Raw genomic sequence first — 15,234 nt, 5'->3', positions numbered from 1 at the left:
CCGTTCAATGGATGGTCGAGAACAGGCGCGACCAGCGCACGTGGGCCGGCCAGTTCCAGAGCTGCCAGGCCGGGGTGCCCTCGTCGATCGAGAAGAAGATCATCTCGGCGCGCCCGACCAGGTTGGCGAAGGGCACGTAGCCGACGCTGGCGAGATCCCGCGAATCGGTGGAATTGTCCCGGTTGTCGCCCATCATGAAGAAATGACCGCTCGGCACGGTGTAGAGTTCGGTCTTGTCCCAGAACCCGTTGTCGCCGTCCCGCTCGATCACCCGGTGAACGACGCCGTTCGGCAGCGTCTCGAGGTATTGGGGCACCTTGGTCGCCTGGCCGTAGGGATCGGTCGTCTCGTAATCGGCGATCCGCTCGCGCTTGACCGCCTTGCCGTTGATGTTGAGCACGCCGTCGATCATCTGGATCTTGTCGCCCGGCAGCCCGATCACGCGCTTGATGTAATCGGTCGCATTGTCCTTGGGCAGCTTGAACACCGCGATGTCGCCGCGCTTCGGCTCGGCCGCCCAGACGCGCCCATCCGCCTGAATCGGAATGTATTCCGACAGCGGAAGCGAGTACTTCGAGTACCCGTAGGAATACTTGGAGACGAACAGGTAATCGCCGATCAGCAGCGTCGGCACCAGCGAGCCCGACGGGATGTTGAACGGCTGGAACAGCAGCGTGCGCACCACGAGGGCGATCAGCAGCGCCTGGACGCCGACCTTCAGCGTCTCGCGGATGCTGGCCCAGGTGCCGGTCTCGACCGGTTTCGTCAGCGGCTTGCCGTCGTGATCCACGCGTGCGCGTTCCATCTTCAGACTCAGATTCCGTCGCCGGAGCACGCCCCGGCTCTTCCGTTATCGTACGATGGTCCCGGAAAGCCTGCTTCCGCAATCCCGCATCATACGGCCGCCGCCAGCAGGGCACGGCCCCGCCGCTCGCGGCGGATCAGCGGTTGTCCCGAGGAATGCGCCGCAATCGTGTCCGCTGCGTGCGGCGGTCTAGACCAAGCGCGAGCCCCCCGCAACGCGCGAGGGGTGCGGGATAATCCGCCATCCCGGATCTTAACCGGATGACGAAGTCGGCAGCGCCTCGATGATCACGAAGGCTTGAGCCATCGGCGGGTCGTCCGTCAGGCTGACGTGCAGGCGGCCCTCATGCCCCGCGGGCAGCAGTTCGGAGAGGCGTGCGGCGGCGCCGCCGGAGAGCCGCAGGGTCGGCTGGCCGGAGGGCAGGTTCACCACCTCCATGTCGCGCCAGAACACGCCGGCGCTAAGGCCCGTCCCCAGGGCCTTGGCACACGCCTCCTTGGCGGCGAATCGCCTGGCATAGCCGGGCGCCCGCGCGGCGCGGCGATCGCAGCGCGCCCGCTCCCCGTCCGTGAACACCCGGTGTGTGAAGCGATCGCCGTGCCGCTCCAGCGTCCGGGCGATCCGGTCGATGTCGCAGAGATCCGAGCCGATGCCGATGATCATGCGCGCCGCCCACGATCCATCGCGGCCCGCATGTTCCGGACAGCCTGGGCGAGCCCTACGAAGATCGCGTCGGCGATCAGCGCATGGCCGATATTCAGCTCCCGGATCTGCGGCAGCGCCGCCACCGGGCCGACGCTGTCGACCATGAGCCCGTGGCCGGCATGGATCTCAAGGCCGAGGCCGGCGCCGTGCTGGGCGGCCCGCGTGATCCGGGCCAGCTCGTGGGCGATGCGCCCGTCGTCCCCCGCCACGGCGGCCTCGCAGTAGCTGCCGGTGTGCAGCTCGACGACCGGAGCGCCGAGCGCGGCGGCCGCCTCCATGATCGCCGGTTCGGGCTCTACGAACAGCGACACCCGGATGCCGGCCTCGGCGAGGGCCCGGATGCGGGAGGCGAGATGAGCGCGGCCGCCGACGATGTCGAGGCCGCCCTCGGTGGTGCGCTCCGCACGTTTCTCCGGCACCAGGCAGGCGGCGTGGGGCCGGGTCGCCAGGGCGATCGCCACCATCTCGTCGGTCGCGGCCATCTCGAAGTTCAGCGGCACCGTGAGGTCGCGCTTCAGCGCGGCGATGTCGGCGTCCCGGATGTGGCGGCGGTCCTCGCGCAGATGCGCGGTGATCCCGTCCGCTCCGGCCTCGACCGCCAGGAGGGCCGCGCGAACGGGATCGGGATACTGCTCGCCGCGTGCATTGCGCACGGTGGCGACGTGGTCGATGTTGACGCCGAGGCGCTGCTTCTCGAAGGTCGTGTTCTCGGACGTCATGGGCTCATCGGTCCCGGGGCCGGCCTGCTCCGGCAGGCGCCCTCGAACCGCCGATATGCTGGCGGCGCGCCCCATCGGCAAGACGGACTGGTACGTTGGCCGAGCGGACGCGTCCGGACCTGCCGCCCTTGCCAGTGCGGGAAAAAACCAGTATGCGCCGCCCCTCGCGTTCGCTCCGGCCGGGGGCTGAACGGACGGTGCCGCTCGCGGCATAGGGTCTTGAACGACCCGTCGTCCGGTGTCTCCGCCTTCGATCAACCGCTCGGGCCTGAAAATCGGCTCGAAGGGCTTGGCGCCGAGCGTCTCGCGAAATGAACCGGCCCGAACCAGCTGCCTTCGGGCGGCCGGGCTCCTTTTGACACTGAAAGGCCCGAATATGCCTCTCTACGAGCACGTGCTCTTGGCCCGGCAGGACGTGACGTCCCAGCAGGTCGAGACGATGATCGACACCTACAAGGGTGTGATCGAGCAGAACGGCGGCCGCCTCGAGAAGATCGAGATGTGGGGCGTGAAGTCCCTGGCTTACCGCATCAAGAAGAACCGCAAGGCGCATTTCGCGCTCCTCAACATCGACGCCCCGCCGGCTGCCATTGCCGAGATGGAGCGCCAGATGCAGATCTCCGAGGACGTGCTGCGCTTCATGACCGTCCGGGTCGAGGATCTTGATTCCGAGCCGTCCGCGATGATGCAGAAGCGCGACCGCGACGACCGCAAGGATCGCGAGCGCGGCCGGCGTCGTGACGATGACGGCTTCGGTGGTGGCGGCGGCGGCTTCGGCGGCGGCGACCGTCCGGACCGTGGCGATCGCGGTGGCGATCGTCCCGAGCGTACGTTTGGCGGGGAGGCCTAAGCCATGGCATTTGGTGCTGGTGCGGGTGCTGGCGGCGGACGCCGTCCCTTCTTCCGTCGTCGCAAGACCTGTCCGTTCTCCGGCGCGAACGCGCCGAAGATCGACTACAAGGACGTCAAGCTGCTGTCCCGCTACGTGTCGGAGCGCGGCAAGATCGTGCCGTCGCGCATCACTGCGGTGTCGGCCAAGAAGCAGCGGGAGCTCGCCCAGGCGATCAAGCGCGCCCGCTTCCTCGGCCTGCTGCCCTACGTGATCAAGTAGGCTGATTCGACCGTCCGGCCCGGGCTAGACCCGGGCCGGTCCTCACAGAGCGATCTGGCATCGCTCGATCGTTGGGGCGCAGTGTCGCCTCTAACCCTGCCTTGATGGCAGCGGGACAGCGGAAGCCATGGCACAACATATCGGCATCGGTATCGGCGCGGGCCTCGTCTCCGCACTCTTGTTCGGAGTGTTGCTGAAGGCGACCCCGCTGGCGATCGTGCTCTACCTCGTGGCGCCGCTGCCGATCCTGATCGTCGGCCTGGGCTGGAGCCACAAGGCGGCGTTGGCTGCTGCAGCCGCCGGCAGCCTGGCGCTGGCCCTGGTGATCGCGCCCTTCATGGGCCTCGCCTACGCCGCCTACATCGCCCTTCCGGCCTGGTGGCTCGCTTATCTGACCCTGCTCGGCCGCGAGACGTCTTCCGGCCTCGAATGGTACCCCACCGGCCGCCTGCTCGGCTGGACCGCCGCCACCGCGGCGCTGGCGTTCATCGCCATTGCGGTTCTGTCCTCGCCGAACCACGCGGCCTTCGACGCGCAACTTCGCGGGCTCGCCCGTACGCTGGTCCAGGTCCGCGATCCCGCTGCCCGTCCGACGCCGGACCGTCGTGCCGAGGTGCCCCAGCCGGAGGTGACCGAGTCCGGTTCGGACCCCGCGCCGGACACGGAGCAAGCACCCAAGGCCGGCGCCGACGAGGCCGAGGTGACCCGGACCGAGGTCGCGGACGCGCTCGCGCGCGTCGTCCCGGCCTTCGCGGCCAACGGTCTGGCTTTGCTCCTCACCTTCTATCTTTGGGCCTCGGCCAGGATCGTGAAGATCTCCGGCCGGCTGCCGCGGCCCTGGCCGGACCTGCCGGCGACCGCAATGCCGCGCACCACCCTGGTGACCCTGGCCGCGGCCGTGCTGATGTGCTTCGCCCCCGGCTACGTCGGCGTGTTCGGCGTGGCGCTCGTGGGGGCGTTCAGCGCGGCTTTCGCGCTCCAGGGTCTCGCGGCGTTCCACGACCGCTCGCGCGGCCGGCCCGGTCGCGGGCTGATGCTGTTCGGCATGTACCTCATCCTGTTCGTGACCCAGGGTGTGGCCCTGGTGGCACTCACCCTGTTCGGCTTGGCCGACACCGCCCTCGATCGCCGACGTCCCAAGGACAACCCGGCGCCGTGAGTCCCCGGCCCGCGAGGCCGACCAACTGAAGGAGAAAAACGATGGAAGTGATCCTGCTCGAGCGCGTGGCCAAGCTTGGCCAGATGGGCGAGACCGTGAACGTCCGCCCGGGCTTCGCCCGCAACTTCCTGCTCGCCCGCGGCAAGGCCCTGCGCGCGACGGAATCCAACAAGAAGCACTTCGAGTCGCAGCGCGCCCAGCTCGAGGCCCGCAACCTCGACCGCAAGAAGGACGCCGAGGCCGTCGCCGAGAAGCTGAACGGCCAGAGCTTCATCCTGATCCGCCAGTCGGGCGAGACCGGCGTGCTCTACGGCTCCGTCTCCACCCGCGATCTCGCCGAGGTGGTGGCCAAGGACGGCTTCACGGTCGATCGCGGCCAGTTCATCCTGAACCAGCCGATCAAGACCCTCGGCCTGCATAACGTCCCGGTGGTCCTGCACCCCGAGGTCGATGTCCAGGTCACGGTCAACGTCGCCCGCAGCCCCGAGGAGGCCGAGCGTCAGGCCCGCGGCGAGTCGGTCACCGAGCGCGAGGCGTTCAACCTCGACGACCTCGGCCTAGAGGTCGGCATGGCGTTGGCCGATGCCGGCGAAGGTGCCGACGACCGCGGCTGATTCTCTCGGGACGACCGGTTTTCGCCGCTCCGCAAGGGCCCTCCGGGTCGCGCGGGGCGGCGCAGGCCGGAGCCCTGTATACCGGTGAAGACTGGGGATCGGTCCCTCCGAGACTTGACACGTTCCAGTTTTGTTCCAGCATGGACGCCCGCCCCTCGCGAGAGTCGGCGGGCGTCCGTTCGTCCGGGCCGGGGCCGGACGAACCGGCCGTCGGCTAGGCTTCAGTAACCATACTGAGGCCAAGGTCGCGCGGTGTGATCCTGGTGCGCCCGCCGCGGCGCCTGAATTCGGAGTCGTCCGCCGATGGCCCTGCCCAATGCGCTCACGGCCAAGCTGGAAGCGGTCCAGGCCGAGTACCGCGTCGCCCCGCACAACATCGATGCGGAGCAGGCGCTGCTCGGCGCCATTCTGGTGAACAACGACGCCTATTACCGGGTGTCGGACTTCCTGCTGGCCGAGCACTTCATGGAGGATGCCCACCAGCAGATTTTTTCCGTGGCGGCGTCCCTGATCCGGGCCGGCAAGCTCGCCACGCCCATCACTATGAAGACCTATCTGGGCGACGCCGATTTCGGCGGCCAGACGGTGATGCAGTACCTCGCTCGGCTTGCCGCCGACGCGACTACGGTGATCAACGCCGGCGCCTACGGCCGCACGATCTACGACCTCGCCATCCGCCGTCGCCTGATCACCATCGGCGAGGATCTGGTGAACGGGGCCTACGAAGCTCCGGTCGAGCAGGCGCCCCGCGACCAGATCGAGGAGACCGAGCGGCGCCTCTACGAGCTCGCCGAGGCCGGCAAGTACGATGGCGGCTTCCAGAAGTTCTCCGACGCGCTCACCGCCGCGGTCGACATGGCCGCGAAGGCCTACCAGCGGGACGGCAAGCTCTCGGGCATCGCCACCGGCCTGTCCGACCTCGACGCCAAGATGGGCGGCCTGCAATCCTCCGACTTGATCATCCTCGCGGGCCGCCCGGCCATGGGCAAGACCTCGCTGGTGACCAACATCGCCTTCAATATCGCCAAGGCGTATCGCGGCGAGAAGCAGGCGGACGGCACGATGCAGACCGTCAACGGCGGGATCGTGGGGTTCTTCTCCCTTGAAATGTCAGCCGAGCAGCTCGCCACCCGCATCATCGCCGAGCAATCGGGCGTGCCGTCCTACAAGATCCGCCGCGGCGACATCCGGCCGGAGGATTTCTACAAGATCACCGACGCCGCGCGGGATATGCAGACGATCCCGTTCTACATCGATCAGACCGGCGGCATCTCGATCGCCCAGCTCGCTGCCCGCGCCCGGCGCCTCAAGCGCCAGAAGGGGCTGGACTTGCTGATCGTCGACTACCTGCAGCTGCTCTCCGGCTCCGGCAAGCGCAGCGACAACCGCGTGCAGGAGATGACCGAGATCACCACCGGCATGAAGGCGCTGGCGAAGGAGCTGGCTGTGCCGATCATCGGGCTGTCGCAGCTCTCGCGTCAGGTCGAGAACCGCGATGACAAGCGCCCGCAGCTCTCGGATCTGCGTGAATCGGGCTCGATCGAGCAGGACGCCGACGTGGTGATGTTCGTGTTCCGCGAGGAATACTACGTCAACAACAAGAAGCCGCGGGAGGGCACGGAGGAGTTCTTCGCCTGGGAGGCAGAGATGAACCGCGTCCACGGCAAGGCCGAGGTGATCCTGGGCAAGCAGCGCCACGGTCCGACCGGGACGGTGGAGCTGCAGTTCGACGCGAACATCACCCGGTTCTCGAACCTCGCCCAGAGCGAGCGGCTGCCCGAGCAGATGTGATAGAGACTCGTCCCGAAAGGCGGCTGCCGAATTTCGGGAAAAGGTCACACGGATCAAAACGCTACCGCATCTTGTGGGTTCTGATACCCGGCATGATGCGGTCGTGTGGCGATGACCGTGTGAACGGGCGGCTGCGAGGATGTGGTCGTGACAGATCCGAACCGGGCGCCGCAGAAGCTGTAGCCGGCGCGGTACGAGGACGATGTCTATGCCTGGACGCAGGAGCAGGTGCATCTCCTTCAGGCGGGTGCTTGGGCGCGTCTCGCCATCGAACATCTTGGGGACGAGATTGCCGAAGTGGGCCGCAGCGAACGCCACGTGCTGACGAGCGCCGTCTGCGTGATCCTGCTTCACCTACCGACGTGGGATCATCAGCCCACGCGGCGGAGCCGCAGCTGGATGACGTCGATACCGACGCAGCGCAGCTTAGTGGCGGAGCGTCTTGAGGACAGCCGAAGCCTCAAGTCGCAGATCCAGGCGTTCATGAATCGGACCTATCATCGCGCGCGGATCGAGGTGGCAGGGGAGACTGGGCTTGATGAGGGCGCCTCCCCGCCGTTCTGCCCCTACGACTTTACCGCGATCATGACCCGGCCGATTCCCTGGCTGCCGGACGACGGCGAGCCCCGATCGACGCGCAGGTAGGGTCGCCCCCGGCGGTCTGCGGTCGCTGCGAACCATCGCCGGATCCGGCCGTTGAGCGGAAGACGAATGTCCCGCCGCCGCAGGATCGACGATGACCGAGCCGACCCCTCCCAAGATGCCGTATTGGCACGTCTATACCGACGGGGAGGGGGTGAGCCGCCAGGAGCTCTTTTCCATCGAGCGCTTCACGTTCGAAGGGATCAACCCCGAGACCGCGCCGCAATGGAACGACAAGATGGACCCGGCGCCGTCGGTGGTGACCTTCACGGTGCTGCCGGTGGGTTGGGTCGGCGAGTGGCATGAGAACCCCCGACCGCAATGGATCGCGATCCTGTCTGGCCGCTGGTTCGTGGAGACCATGGACGGCCACCGGGTCGAGATGGGCCCGGGCGAGCTGATGATGGGCGAGGACCAGAACACCAGGGTCCGCGATGGTAAGAAGGGCCACCTCTCGGGCACCGTCGGCGACGAGCCCTGTACCATGATCGTGACGGGGCTCCAGGTTGAGCCGACCGTCAACCAGCCCGGCCGCTTCAAGTAGGGCCCGCGGCATGGACGGCTTCGAGCTGACGCAGCCGCGCTTCAAGGCGTATGTGCTGCCGAACGCGCCACTGGAAAAGCTCGCCGATGGCTTTCGCTGGACCGAAGGCCCTGTCTATTTCGGCGACCGCAACGAGTTGCTGTTCTCGGATCTTCCCAACAACCGGGTGATGCGCTGGACGGATCAAGCCGGGCTGAGCGTCTATCGCGAGGGAAGCGACTTCGAGAACGGCCACACCCGGGATCGCCAGGGGCGGCTTCTGTCCTGCTCGCATCGCGGCCGGCGGATCCACCGGACCGAACTCGACGGCCGCATCACCAGCCTGGTCGAGCATTATCAGGGGCGGCGGCTCAACTCGCCCAACGACATCGTCTGCAAGTCCGACGGCACGATCTGGTTCTCGGATCCGCCCTACGGCATCCAGACCGATTACGAAGGCGGCAAGGAGGAAGCCGAGCTTCCTGCTTCCCTCTACCGGTTCGACCCCCGCGACGGGTCGCTGCGCGTGGTCGCCGACGACTTCCAGGGTCCGAATGGCCTGTGTTTCTCCCCCGACGAGCGTAAGCTCTACGTCGTCGAGACCGGACTGCAATTCGCAACGGACCCGATCCAGCACGTGCGCGTGTTCGACGTCGCCGAGGATGGCGGCCTGTCCGGTGGGGCGGTGTTCTGCAAGATCGCGCCCGGCAATGCCGACGGGATCCGCTGCGACGAGCATGGCAATGTGTGGTCCAGTGCCGGCGATGGCGTGCACTGCATCGACCCTGGCGGCGAATTGATCGGCAAGATCCTGGTGCCGACGACGGTCGCGAACCTCACCTTCGGTGGCCGCAACGACAGCCGCCTGTTCCTGTGCGCCTCGCATACGCTGTACGCAATCTACACCAACGTGCGCGGGGCGCGGCTGCTATGAGCGGCGTCCGGGCCATCGTCGGCTTCAGCCGCACCGTGGCGGACCTCGCCGTCACGGAGGCCTTTTATCGCGACGGTCTCGGCTTCGAGCGGATCGCTCCGCCGGAACCGGTGCCGACCGCGCAGGCCGAGGCGATGGGTCTGACGGGGCGGCAGGCCCGGCAGCTGCGCCTGCGTCTCGGCGGCCAGATGGTGACGTTCCTCACGGTCGAGCCCCCCGGCGCGGCTTACCCGGTCGATCCTGCGGCGACCGATCCGTTCTTTCAGCACCTCGCGATCCCGGTGCGCGACATCGATGCTGCGATGGCGCAGCTCGGCCGGGTCGAGACGACGCCGATCAGCCAGGGCCGCGCGCAGGTCCTCCCCGCGTCCTCAGGTGGCGTCACCGCGTACAAGTTCCGCGATCCGGACCGGCATCCTCTGGAACTGATCTTCTTCCCCGACGGGGAGCCGGCCGCGCGCTGGCGGGCCGCGCCGGGCCTGTTCCTCGGGATCGACCACTCGGCGATTACCGTCGCCGATCTCGATCGGACGCTGTCGTTCCTCACCGGCGCCCTGAACCTGCGCGTCGCGCAAACCGGCCTGAACCGGGGGCCCGAGCAGGCGCGGCTCGACGGCCTCGATGATCCCGTGGTCGACGTGATTGCGCTCACGCCGCCCGCACCCGCGCCGCATGTGGAACTGCTGCACTACCGTCAGCCGGCCGGCTCGAAGCGGTCAAACACGGTGTTCGGCGCGGCCGACCGTGCCTCTACGCGATTCGTCTTTTCCGTGGCCGATATGGACGGGCTGCTCGAGGTACTCCGTGTCGCAGGGTTTGCACGTCGTTCGTCCGTGGATGGCGAGGCTGCCTATTGTGTGGGACCGGATGGCCATGGGTTCCTGTTCGTGAAGGCTTGAGCCCGCGGACGGACGCTGCGTGTTGCGCACTTGACGCGTCGCCCCTCCGGCGTCCAATCCGGCCGCCCCGGAGGTCAGACCGATGCCGTTCCTCGCACTGCCCTTTCCGGCCATCGATCCGGTGGCGCTCGCGATCGGGCCGATCACGATCAAATGGTACGCGCTTGCCTACATCGCCGGCCTGATCGGCGGGTGGTACTACGCGCGCCGCCTCGTGATGGCCGACAGCCTGTGGGGCGTGGTCAAGCGCCCGCAGGTGGTCGACATCGACGACTTGGTCGTCTGGGTCGCGCTCGGCGTCGTGCTGGGGGGCCGGATCGGCTACGTGCTGTTCTACAATCTGCCGATGTACCTCGCCGACCCGATGGAGATCCTGGCGATCCGCAACGGCGGCATGTCGTTCCACGGTGGCTTCCTGGGCGCGATCCTGGCCTTCCTGCTGTTCGCTCGAGCCAAGAAGCTCAACGGCTACACCCTTCTCGACATCGGCGCCGTGGTCGTGCCGATCGGCCTGTTCTTCGGGCGGATCGCGAACTTCGTGAACGGCGAGTTGTGGGGCCGCGTCGCGCCCGACTTCGCTTACGCGATCGTGTTCCCCACCGGCGGGCCGCTTCCGCGCCATCCGAGCCAGCTCTACGAGGCGGCAACCGAAGGGCTGCTGCTGTTCATTGTCATGGCGTTGAGCGTCCGCCGGTTCGGCTTCCGCAAGCCCGGTCTGCTCGGCGGGATATTCGTGTTCGGCTACGCCCTGGCCCGGACGATCTGCGAGTTCTTCCGCGAGCCGGACCGGCAGCTCGGCTTCCTGTTCGGCGACCATCTCGGGCCGATGGGCGGCGGCGTGACCATGGGCATGCTGCTCTGCGTGCCGATGATGATCGTCGGCCTCACCTACATCGTTCTGGCGGCGACAGGGCGGACCCGTCCGCGCAACGCGGTGGCGGCGTCCGACCCACGGGAGGCGGCGCGCGAGGCGCCCGCGAAGGCGTGACGCCGCTCGGAGCCGAGATCGCGGCGCTGATCCGGCACGGCGGCCCGATCGGCGTCGACCGCTACATGGCCCTGTGCCTGGGACACCCGGTCCACGGCTATTATCGCACCCGCGATCCGCTTGGGGTGCAGGGTGACTTCACCACGGCGCCCGAGATCAGCCAGATGTTCGGCGAGCTGGTCGGCGCCTGGGTGGCCTACGTTCACGGGCGAATGGGGCGGCCGGACCCGCTCATTCTGGTGGAACTCGGCCCCGGTCGCGGCACGCTGATGGCCGACGCCCTGCGAGCCCTGAGGGTGGCGGCCCCGGGCGTGCGGGTGTTGCTTCACCTGGTCGAGACCAGTCCGGTCCTGCGGGACGTGCAGGCGCGCGCCCTGGCCGGAACGGATCCCACTTGGCACGCAGGCCTGGAGACTCTGCCCGAGGGTCCGGCGATTTTCATCGCCAACGAGTTCTTCGACTGCCTGCCGGTCCGCCAGTTCGAGCGCCGGCCGAGCGGTTGGCACGAGCGGCAGGTCGGCCTTGGGCCGGAAGGCGGGCTCGTCTTCGGGCTAGCCCCCGAGCCCGCGGTGGAGATCGAGGCCCCGGGCACGGAAGGCGCTCTGCTGAGCGTCCCCGGTGCCGGGCTCGCGCTGATGCGGACGCTGGCCCGCCGGCTGCGCGCGACCGGCGGCACGCTGCTGGCGATCGATTACGGCCATGTTCGGCCGGGCTTTGGTGATACTCTCCAGGCTCTGGCGGGGCACCGCTTCGCCGACCCGCTCGCGGCACCGGGCGAGGCGGATCTCACGCATCACGTTGATTTCGCGGCCCTGGCCCGGGCCGCCCGTGCCGAGGCGGCAACGATCCTCGGTCCGGTGGAGCAGCGGGAATTCCTTCTTGCCCTCGGTCTGCTGGAGCGCGCCGAGCGGCTGAAGGCGCGCGCCACGGCAGATCAAGTGCTTACGATCGATTCGGCCGTGGAACGGCTGACGGATGCTAGCCTGACCGGCATGGGCAGCCTGTTCAAGGTCCTGGCGGTAACCGACCAGGATCTCGGGCCGCTGCCCGGATTTCCCGAAGCCTGAGGCTTCGCGTCCGGACGGCGGCTGAGGATGTGGTCAGCCGAACGAGCCGAAACCTGCGTCGGATCCACTCGCGGCCCGCGGGGTTGGCGGTGCCGGCGGGTTCAGGTCAGACGGGTCGATGTCGCCGCGCTCGCGCACGACGGGATGCTCGGCGGTGCTGGGGCTCCGGTGTTCCGGAACCTCGGGCGCCCTGGTCTCGATCGGGGAGTCGTTCTCGGTCCGTCGTGACATTGCGATCCTTCTCGGAAGAATCCGGAATCCGGACTCATGCTGCAATGCAGCAAGAATCTGACGGTTCCACGACGTCGTCAAGGGCCGGCCGTTCCGCTATCGAGCGCGGCAGCACAACCGCTAGGGAGCCGACCGTGACCGCAGGCAGGTCCATCGAGGCGCCGGAACTTTCGTCGCATGCCGGTCTGCGCCATGCCTTCTTCACGCGGGCCGGCGGCGTCTCGGAGGGCGTCTACGCGTCGCTCAACGGCGGCCTCGGCTCGCACGACGCACCGGAGCATGTGGCCGAGAACCGGACCCGGATGTGCGCCCAGTTGGGCCTGGCGTCGGACCGCCTCGTGAGCCTCTACCAGGTCCATTCTGCCGTGGTCGTCACCGTGGAGGCCCCGTTCCCGGCTGCGGACCGCCCAAAAGCCGACGCCATGGTGACGCGGGTCCCGGGCCTCGCCCTGGGCATTGCCACGGCCGATTGCGGCCCGATCCTGTTCGCCGATCCCGAGAACGGGGTGGTGGGCGCCGCCCATGCCGGCTGGAAGGGCGCGTTGACGGGGGTGATCGCCGCGACGGTGCAGGCCATGGAAGCCCTCGGTGCGCGGCGGCAGCGGATCGTAGCTGTACTCGGTCCGACGATCGGGCAAGCCTCCTATGAAGTCGGCCCGGACTTCATCGCGCGCTTCCGCGCCGAGGCTCCCGGCCAGGAGCGCTTCCTGGGGGCGGCGAATCGCGATGGGCATGCGCAGTTCGATCTTCCGGGCTTCATCCTGGCAAGACTCGGCGAGGCGGCGATCGGCGAGGCCGCGATGCTCGGCCTGTGCACCTACGCGGACCCGGAGCGCTTCTACAGTTATCGCCGGACCACGCATCGCGGAGAGGCGGATTACGGGCGGCTGATCTCCGCTATCGCACTGACCCCATGATGGTATCGGACGACGCCCAACGCCAGCGTGGCCATTGCGTCCAGGGAGGTGCGACACTTTGTCAAACGAAAATCGCGCGAAAAAGCGTGGCCATAAGCGAACCTTGACCATTCGAGCGCGTTTTGACCCACGAGGTGCCGGGGAAAAACGGCGGATTGCCAGAGGGGCCGCGATGAGCGGTCGGCGATACCGCCCGCGTAAAGCAGCCCTGGAACCGCTGGACGATTGTCAGATCCGCGTTCCGTATCGGTCCCGAGAGGCCGAAGCGGAGCAACCCGTGAGGACCAGAAGATGAAATCCCTGCTTCGCGCCACCACCGCCCTCGCGGGCGTCGCTCTCGCTGGCTCGGCCTTCGCCGCCGACCTGCCGCGCCGCGCCGCCCCGCCGCCGATCTTCACCCCGGTGCCCGTGTTCACCTGGACCGGCGCCTACTTCGGTATCAACGCCGGCTACGCGTTCGACGCCAGCAGCCGCTCCAACAATTCGGTCTTCGGCATCCCGGCCCCCTACGCCGCCGTCGGCACCACCGCCACCTTCCGCGACCGCAGCCAGGACGGCTTCTCGGGCGGCGCCCAGGTCGGCTACAACTATCAGTTCACCCCGGGCTCGGGCGTGGTCGTCGGCATCGAGGCCGACGCCCAGTACCTCGACTTCGGCCGCAACCGGAACAACGCCTTCATCAGCGGCGCCGTCGCCCCGGGCTACTACGTCACCGACCCACGCGGCCTGTCGAGCCTCGACTATTTCGGCACCGTGCGCGGCCGCCTCGGCTACGCCTTCGATCGCACCCTCGTGTACGGCACCGGCGGCTTCGCCTACGGCTCGGGCAGCGCTGACCGCTCGTTCGGCGGCTACGCCGGCAACGACAGCTTCCGCACCGGCTACGCCGTCGGCGGCGGCATCGAGTACGCGCTCCCCACAGACTCGTTCCTGAACTTCTTCCGTTCGAGCGCCGTGACGCTCAAGGTCGAAGGCCTGTACGTCAACCTGGAGCGCGGCAACCGCAACCAGGGCGCCCTGGTCGTCAACGCCGCCAACCTCGTCCCGGTGGCCTACAGCGCCATCGGCCGCCGCGACGACGAGTTCGCCGTCGTCCGCGCCGGCCTGAACTACAAGTTCGGCTCGTACTAAGATCTGAGTTCGGCGCGCTCCCCGCGCCGGCCTCGTGGGAACAGGTGAGAAAGCCCGACCGAAAGGTCGGGCTTTCTTGCGTCGGGGGCCTGGACGCGCTGAGATGAAGTTTTCGCAACCGCCCCTGACAAAGCGTCACCGCACACCCATGTCCTCTGCGGCCGTGCGGCGCGTTCGAGCCCGCGGGTACGACTCGAGGAGGACGACTCCATGAATAGCGAAGAACGCGACGTCATCTCCGGTATCTTCCAGCGTCTGGAGCAGGCCCAGACCCAGCCCCGCGACGCGGAGGCCGAGCGCTTCATCGCCGACAAGCTCCGCACCCAGCCCTATGCTCCCTACGCAATGGCTCAGCTGATCTATGTACAGGAAGAGGCGATCAAGAGCCTGAACCAGCAGCTCGAGCAGGCGCGCAGCCAGGCCGCTCCGGCTCAGTCCTCCGGCGGTGGCGGTTTCCTGTCGAGCATCTTCGGTGGTGGTGGCAGCCAGCGCCAGGAGCCGCAGCCCGGCTACGGGCAGCAGCAGCGGCCTGGCGGCCAGCCCTGGGGCGGCGCGCCCCAGGGCAATCCCCAGCAGGGCTATCCCCAGCAGGGTTACCCGCAGCAGCCGGGCTACCCGCCGCAGCAGCAGGGCGGTCCGTGGGGCGGGCAGCCTCAGGCAGCTCCGGCCCGGGGCGGTGGCTTCATGGCTACCGCGCTCCCGATGGCGGCCGGCGCGGCCGGTGGCATGCTGCTCGGCAGCGCGCTGTCGAACGCCTTCGCGGGTGGGCATTCGAGCCTCGGCAGCGCCGCGGCAGCAGGCCTTGGCGGTGGCGGTGAGACGGTCGTGAACAACTACTACGGCGACGGTGGCAACCAGGATCTCGGCTCGGCCCTCGACGGCGGTGGCGGCAGCGACTTCCAGGATGCCAGCTTCAGCGATCCCTCCGGTGATTTCGGCGGCGATCTCGGCGGTGGCGACGACAGCGACTGGACCTGATCGATCCAACCAGACCGAAA

General features: G+C 68.2%; 17 protein-coding genes. 14 read left to right on the top strand and 3 right to left on the bottom strand.

The genetic code is table 11. The features are described 5' to 3' along the window. Positions 1-4: 4 nt before the first annotated feature. The 3 genes from lepB to FVA80_RS16465 all read right to left on the bottom strand — a co-directional run bounded on the left by lepB (position 5) and on the right by FVA80_RS16465 (position 2,229). Complete coding sequence (gene lepB, locus FVA80_RS16475) at positions 5-805, bottom strand: signal peptidase I (protein ID WP_147853668.1); 801 nt, start codon at positions 803-805, stop codon at positions 5-7. Between the two features lie 252 nt (positions 806-1,057). Beyond that, a complete protein-coding gene (gene acpS / locus FVA80_RS16470; RefSeq protein WP_147908121.1) occupies positions 1,058-1,468 on the bottom strand; it encodes a holo-ACP synthase in 411 nt (136 codons plus the stop codon). Next, a complete protein-coding gene (locus FVA80_RS16465; protein WP_147908120.1) occupies positions 1,465-2,229 on the bottom strand; it encodes a pyridoxine 5'-phosphate synthase in 765 nt (254 codons plus the stop codon). The genes acpS and FVA80_RS16465 overlap by 4 nt, the downstream gene beginning before the upstream one ends. 376 nt (positions 2,230-2,605) lie before the next feature. Here FVA80_RS16465 and rpsF point away from each other — a divergent pair, with 376 nt between their 5' ends. The 14 genes from rpsF to FVA80_RS16390 all read left to right on the top strand — a co-directional run bounded on the left by rpsF (position 2,606) and on the right by FVA80_RS16390 (position 15,214). Then, positions 2,606-3,079 (top strand): 30S ribosomal protein S6, encoded by a 474-nt coding sequence (rpsF, locus tag FVA80_RS16460; RefSeq protein WP_147908119.1) that lies wholly within the window; start codon positions 2,606-2,608, stop codon positions 3,077-3,079. A 3-nt stretch (positions 3,080-3,082) separates the two neighbouring features. Then, a complete protein-coding gene (rpsR, locus tag FVA80_RS16455; protein ID WP_091712669.1) occupies positions 3,083-3,340 on the top strand; it encodes a 30S ribosomal protein S18 in 258 nt (85 codons plus the stop codon). 127 nt (positions 3,341-3,467) lie between these two features. Beyond that, positions 3,468-4,499 (top strand): DUF2232 domain-containing protein, encoded by a 1,032-nt coding sequence (locus tag FVA80_RS16450; protein ID WP_147908118.1) that lies wholly within the window; start codon positions 3,468-3,470, stop codon positions 4,497-4,499. A gap of 41 nt (positions 4,500-4,540) precedes the next feature. Further along, on the top strand, positions 4,541-5,113 hold the full coding sequence (rplI, locus tag FVA80_RS16445) for a 50S ribosomal protein L9 (RefSeq protein WP_147908117.1): 573 nt from the start codon (positions 4,541-4,543) through the stop codon (positions 5,111-5,113). Positions 5,114-5,416: 303 nt separating this feature from the next. Further along, positions 5,417-6,904 carry a replicative DNA helicase gene (locus FVA80_RS16440; protein WP_147853662.1) on the top strand — a complete coding sequence of 496 codons (1,488 nt, stop codon included), beginning with the start codon at positions 5,417-5,419 and terminating at the stop codon, positions 6,902-6,904. 228 nt (positions 6,905-7,132) lie between these two features. Then, on the top strand, positions 7,133-7,549 hold the full coding sequence (locus FVA80_RS16435; protein ID WP_147908116.1) for a DUF29 domain-containing protein: 417 nt from the start codon (positions 7,133-7,135) through the stop codon (positions 7,547-7,549). Between the two features lie 91 nt (positions 7,550-7,640). Continuing rightward, on the top strand, positions 7,641-8,090 hold the full coding sequence (locus FVA80_RS16430) for a cupin domain-containing protein (protein WP_147908115.1): 450 nt from the start codon (positions 7,641-7,643) through the stop codon (positions 8,088-8,090). Between the two features lie 10 nt (positions 8,091-8,100). Beyond that, on the top strand, positions 8,101-9,003 hold the full coding sequence (locus FVA80_RS16425) for an SMP-30/gluconolactonase/LRE family protein (protein ID WP_147908114.1): 903 nt from the start codon (positions 8,101-8,103) through the stop codon (positions 9,001-9,003). 35 nt (positions 9,004-9,038) lie between these two features. Beyond that, the gene (locus FVA80_RS16420) at positions 9,039-9,902 is read left to right on the top strand and encodes a VOC family protein (protein WP_246691981.1); all 864 of its coding nucleotides are present in this window, start codon (positions 9,039-9,041) and stop codon (positions 9,900-9,902) included. 82 nt (positions 9,903-9,984) lie between these two features. After that, positions 9,985-10,890, top strand: a complete 906-nt coding sequence (gene lgt, locus FVA80_RS16415; protein ID WP_147908112.1) for a prolipoprotein diacylglyceryl transferase — start codon at positions 9,985-9,987, stop codon at positions 10,888-10,890. After that, the gene (locus FVA80_RS16410; protein WP_147908111.1) at positions 10,887-11,957 is read left to right on the top strand and encodes an SAM-dependent methyltransferase; all 1,071 of its coding nucleotides are present in this window, start codon (positions 10,887-10,889) and stop codon (positions 11,955-11,957) included. Before lgt ends, FVA80_RS16410 begins: the two co-directional genes overlap by 4 nt. 365 nt (positions 11,958-12,322) lie before the next feature. After that, positions 12,323-13,105, top strand: coding sequence for a peptidoglycan editing factor PgeF (gene pgeF / locus FVA80_RS16400; protein WP_246691980.1), 783 nt, complete (start codon positions 12,323-12,325; stop codon positions 13,103-13,105). Positions 13,106-13,396: 291 nt separating this feature from the next. Further along, positions 13,397-14,236 carry a porin family protein gene (locus FVA80_RS16395; protein ID WP_147957846.1) on the top strand — a complete coding sequence of 280 codons (840 nt, stop codon included), beginning with the start codon at positions 13,397-13,399 and terminating at the stop codon, positions 14,234-14,236. Between the two features lie 210 nt (positions 14,237-14,446). Next, on the top strand, positions 14,447-15,214 hold the full coding sequence (locus FVA80_RS16390; protein ID WP_147909808.1) for a DUF2076 domain-containing protein: 768 nt from the start codon (positions 14,447-14,449) through the stop codon (positions 15,212-15,214). Positions 15,215-15,234 lie beyond the last annotated feature (20 nt).

This window comes from Methylobacterium sp. WL1 (assembly GCF_008000895.1).
Classification (GTDB): domain Bacteria; phylum Pseudomonadota; class Alphaproteobacteria; order Rhizobiales; family Beijerinckiaceae; genus Methylobacterium.
The sequence above is the reverse complement of the archived record's forward strand: the minus strand, read 5'-3'. Positions and strand labels throughout refer to the sequence as shown.

What these genes read in the sequence shown, in the direction of transcription:
- lepB (WP_147853668.1), bottom strand. Translation starts at nt 805, where the DNA reads ATGGAACGCGCACGCGTGGATCACGACGGCAAGCCGCTGACGAAACCG.
- acpS (WP_147908121.1), bottom strand. Translation starts at nt 1,468, where the DNA reads ATGATCATCGGCATCGGCTCGGATCTCTGCGACATCGACCGGATCGCC.
- FVA80_RS16465 (WP_147908120.1), bottom strand. Translation starts at nt 2,229, where the DNA reads ATGACGTCCGAGAACACGACCTTCGAGAAGCAGCGCCTCGGCGTCAAC.
- rpsF (WP_147908119.1), top strand. Translation starts at nt 2,606, where the DNA reads ATGCCTCTCTACGAGCACGTGCTCTTGGCCCGGCAGGACGTGACGTCC.
- rpsR (WP_091712669.1), top strand. Translation starts at nt 3,083, where the DNA reads ATGGCATTTGGTGCTGGTGCGGGTGCTGGCGGCGGACGCCGTCCCTTC.
- FVA80_RS16450 (WP_147908118.1), top strand. Translation starts at nt 3,468, where the DNA reads ATGGCACAACATATCGGCATCGGTATCGGCGCGGGCCTCGTCTCCGCA.
- rplI (WP_147908117.1), top strand. Translation starts at nt 4,541, where the DNA reads ATGGAAGTGATCCTGCTCGAGCGCGTGGCCAAGCTTGGCCAGATGGGC.
- FVA80_RS16440 (WP_147853662.1), top strand. Translation starts at nt 5,417, where the DNA reads ATGGCCCTGCCCAATGCGCTCACGGCCAAGCTGGAAGCGGTCCAGGCC.
- FVA80_RS16430 (WP_147908115.1), top strand. Translation starts at nt 7,641, where the DNA reads ATGACCGAGCCGACCCCTCCCAAGATGCCGTATTGGCACGTCTATACC.
- FVA80_RS16425 (WP_147908114.1), top strand. Translation starts at nt 8,101, where the DNA reads ATGGACGGCTTCGAGCTGACGCAGCCGCGCTTCAAGGCGTATGTGCTG.
- lgt (WP_147908112.1), top strand. Translation starts at nt 9,985, where the DNA reads ATGCCGTTCCTCGCACTGCCCTTTCCGGCCATCGATCCGGTGGCGCTC.
- FVA80_RS16395 (WP_147957846.1), top strand. Translation starts at nt 13,397, where the DNA reads ATGAAATCCCTGCTTCGCGCCACCACCGCCCTCGCGGGCGTCGCTCTC.
- FVA80_RS16390 (WP_147909808.1), top strand. Translation starts at nt 14,447, where the DNA reads ATGAATAGCGAAGAACGCGACGTCATCTCCGGTATCTTCCAGCGTCTG.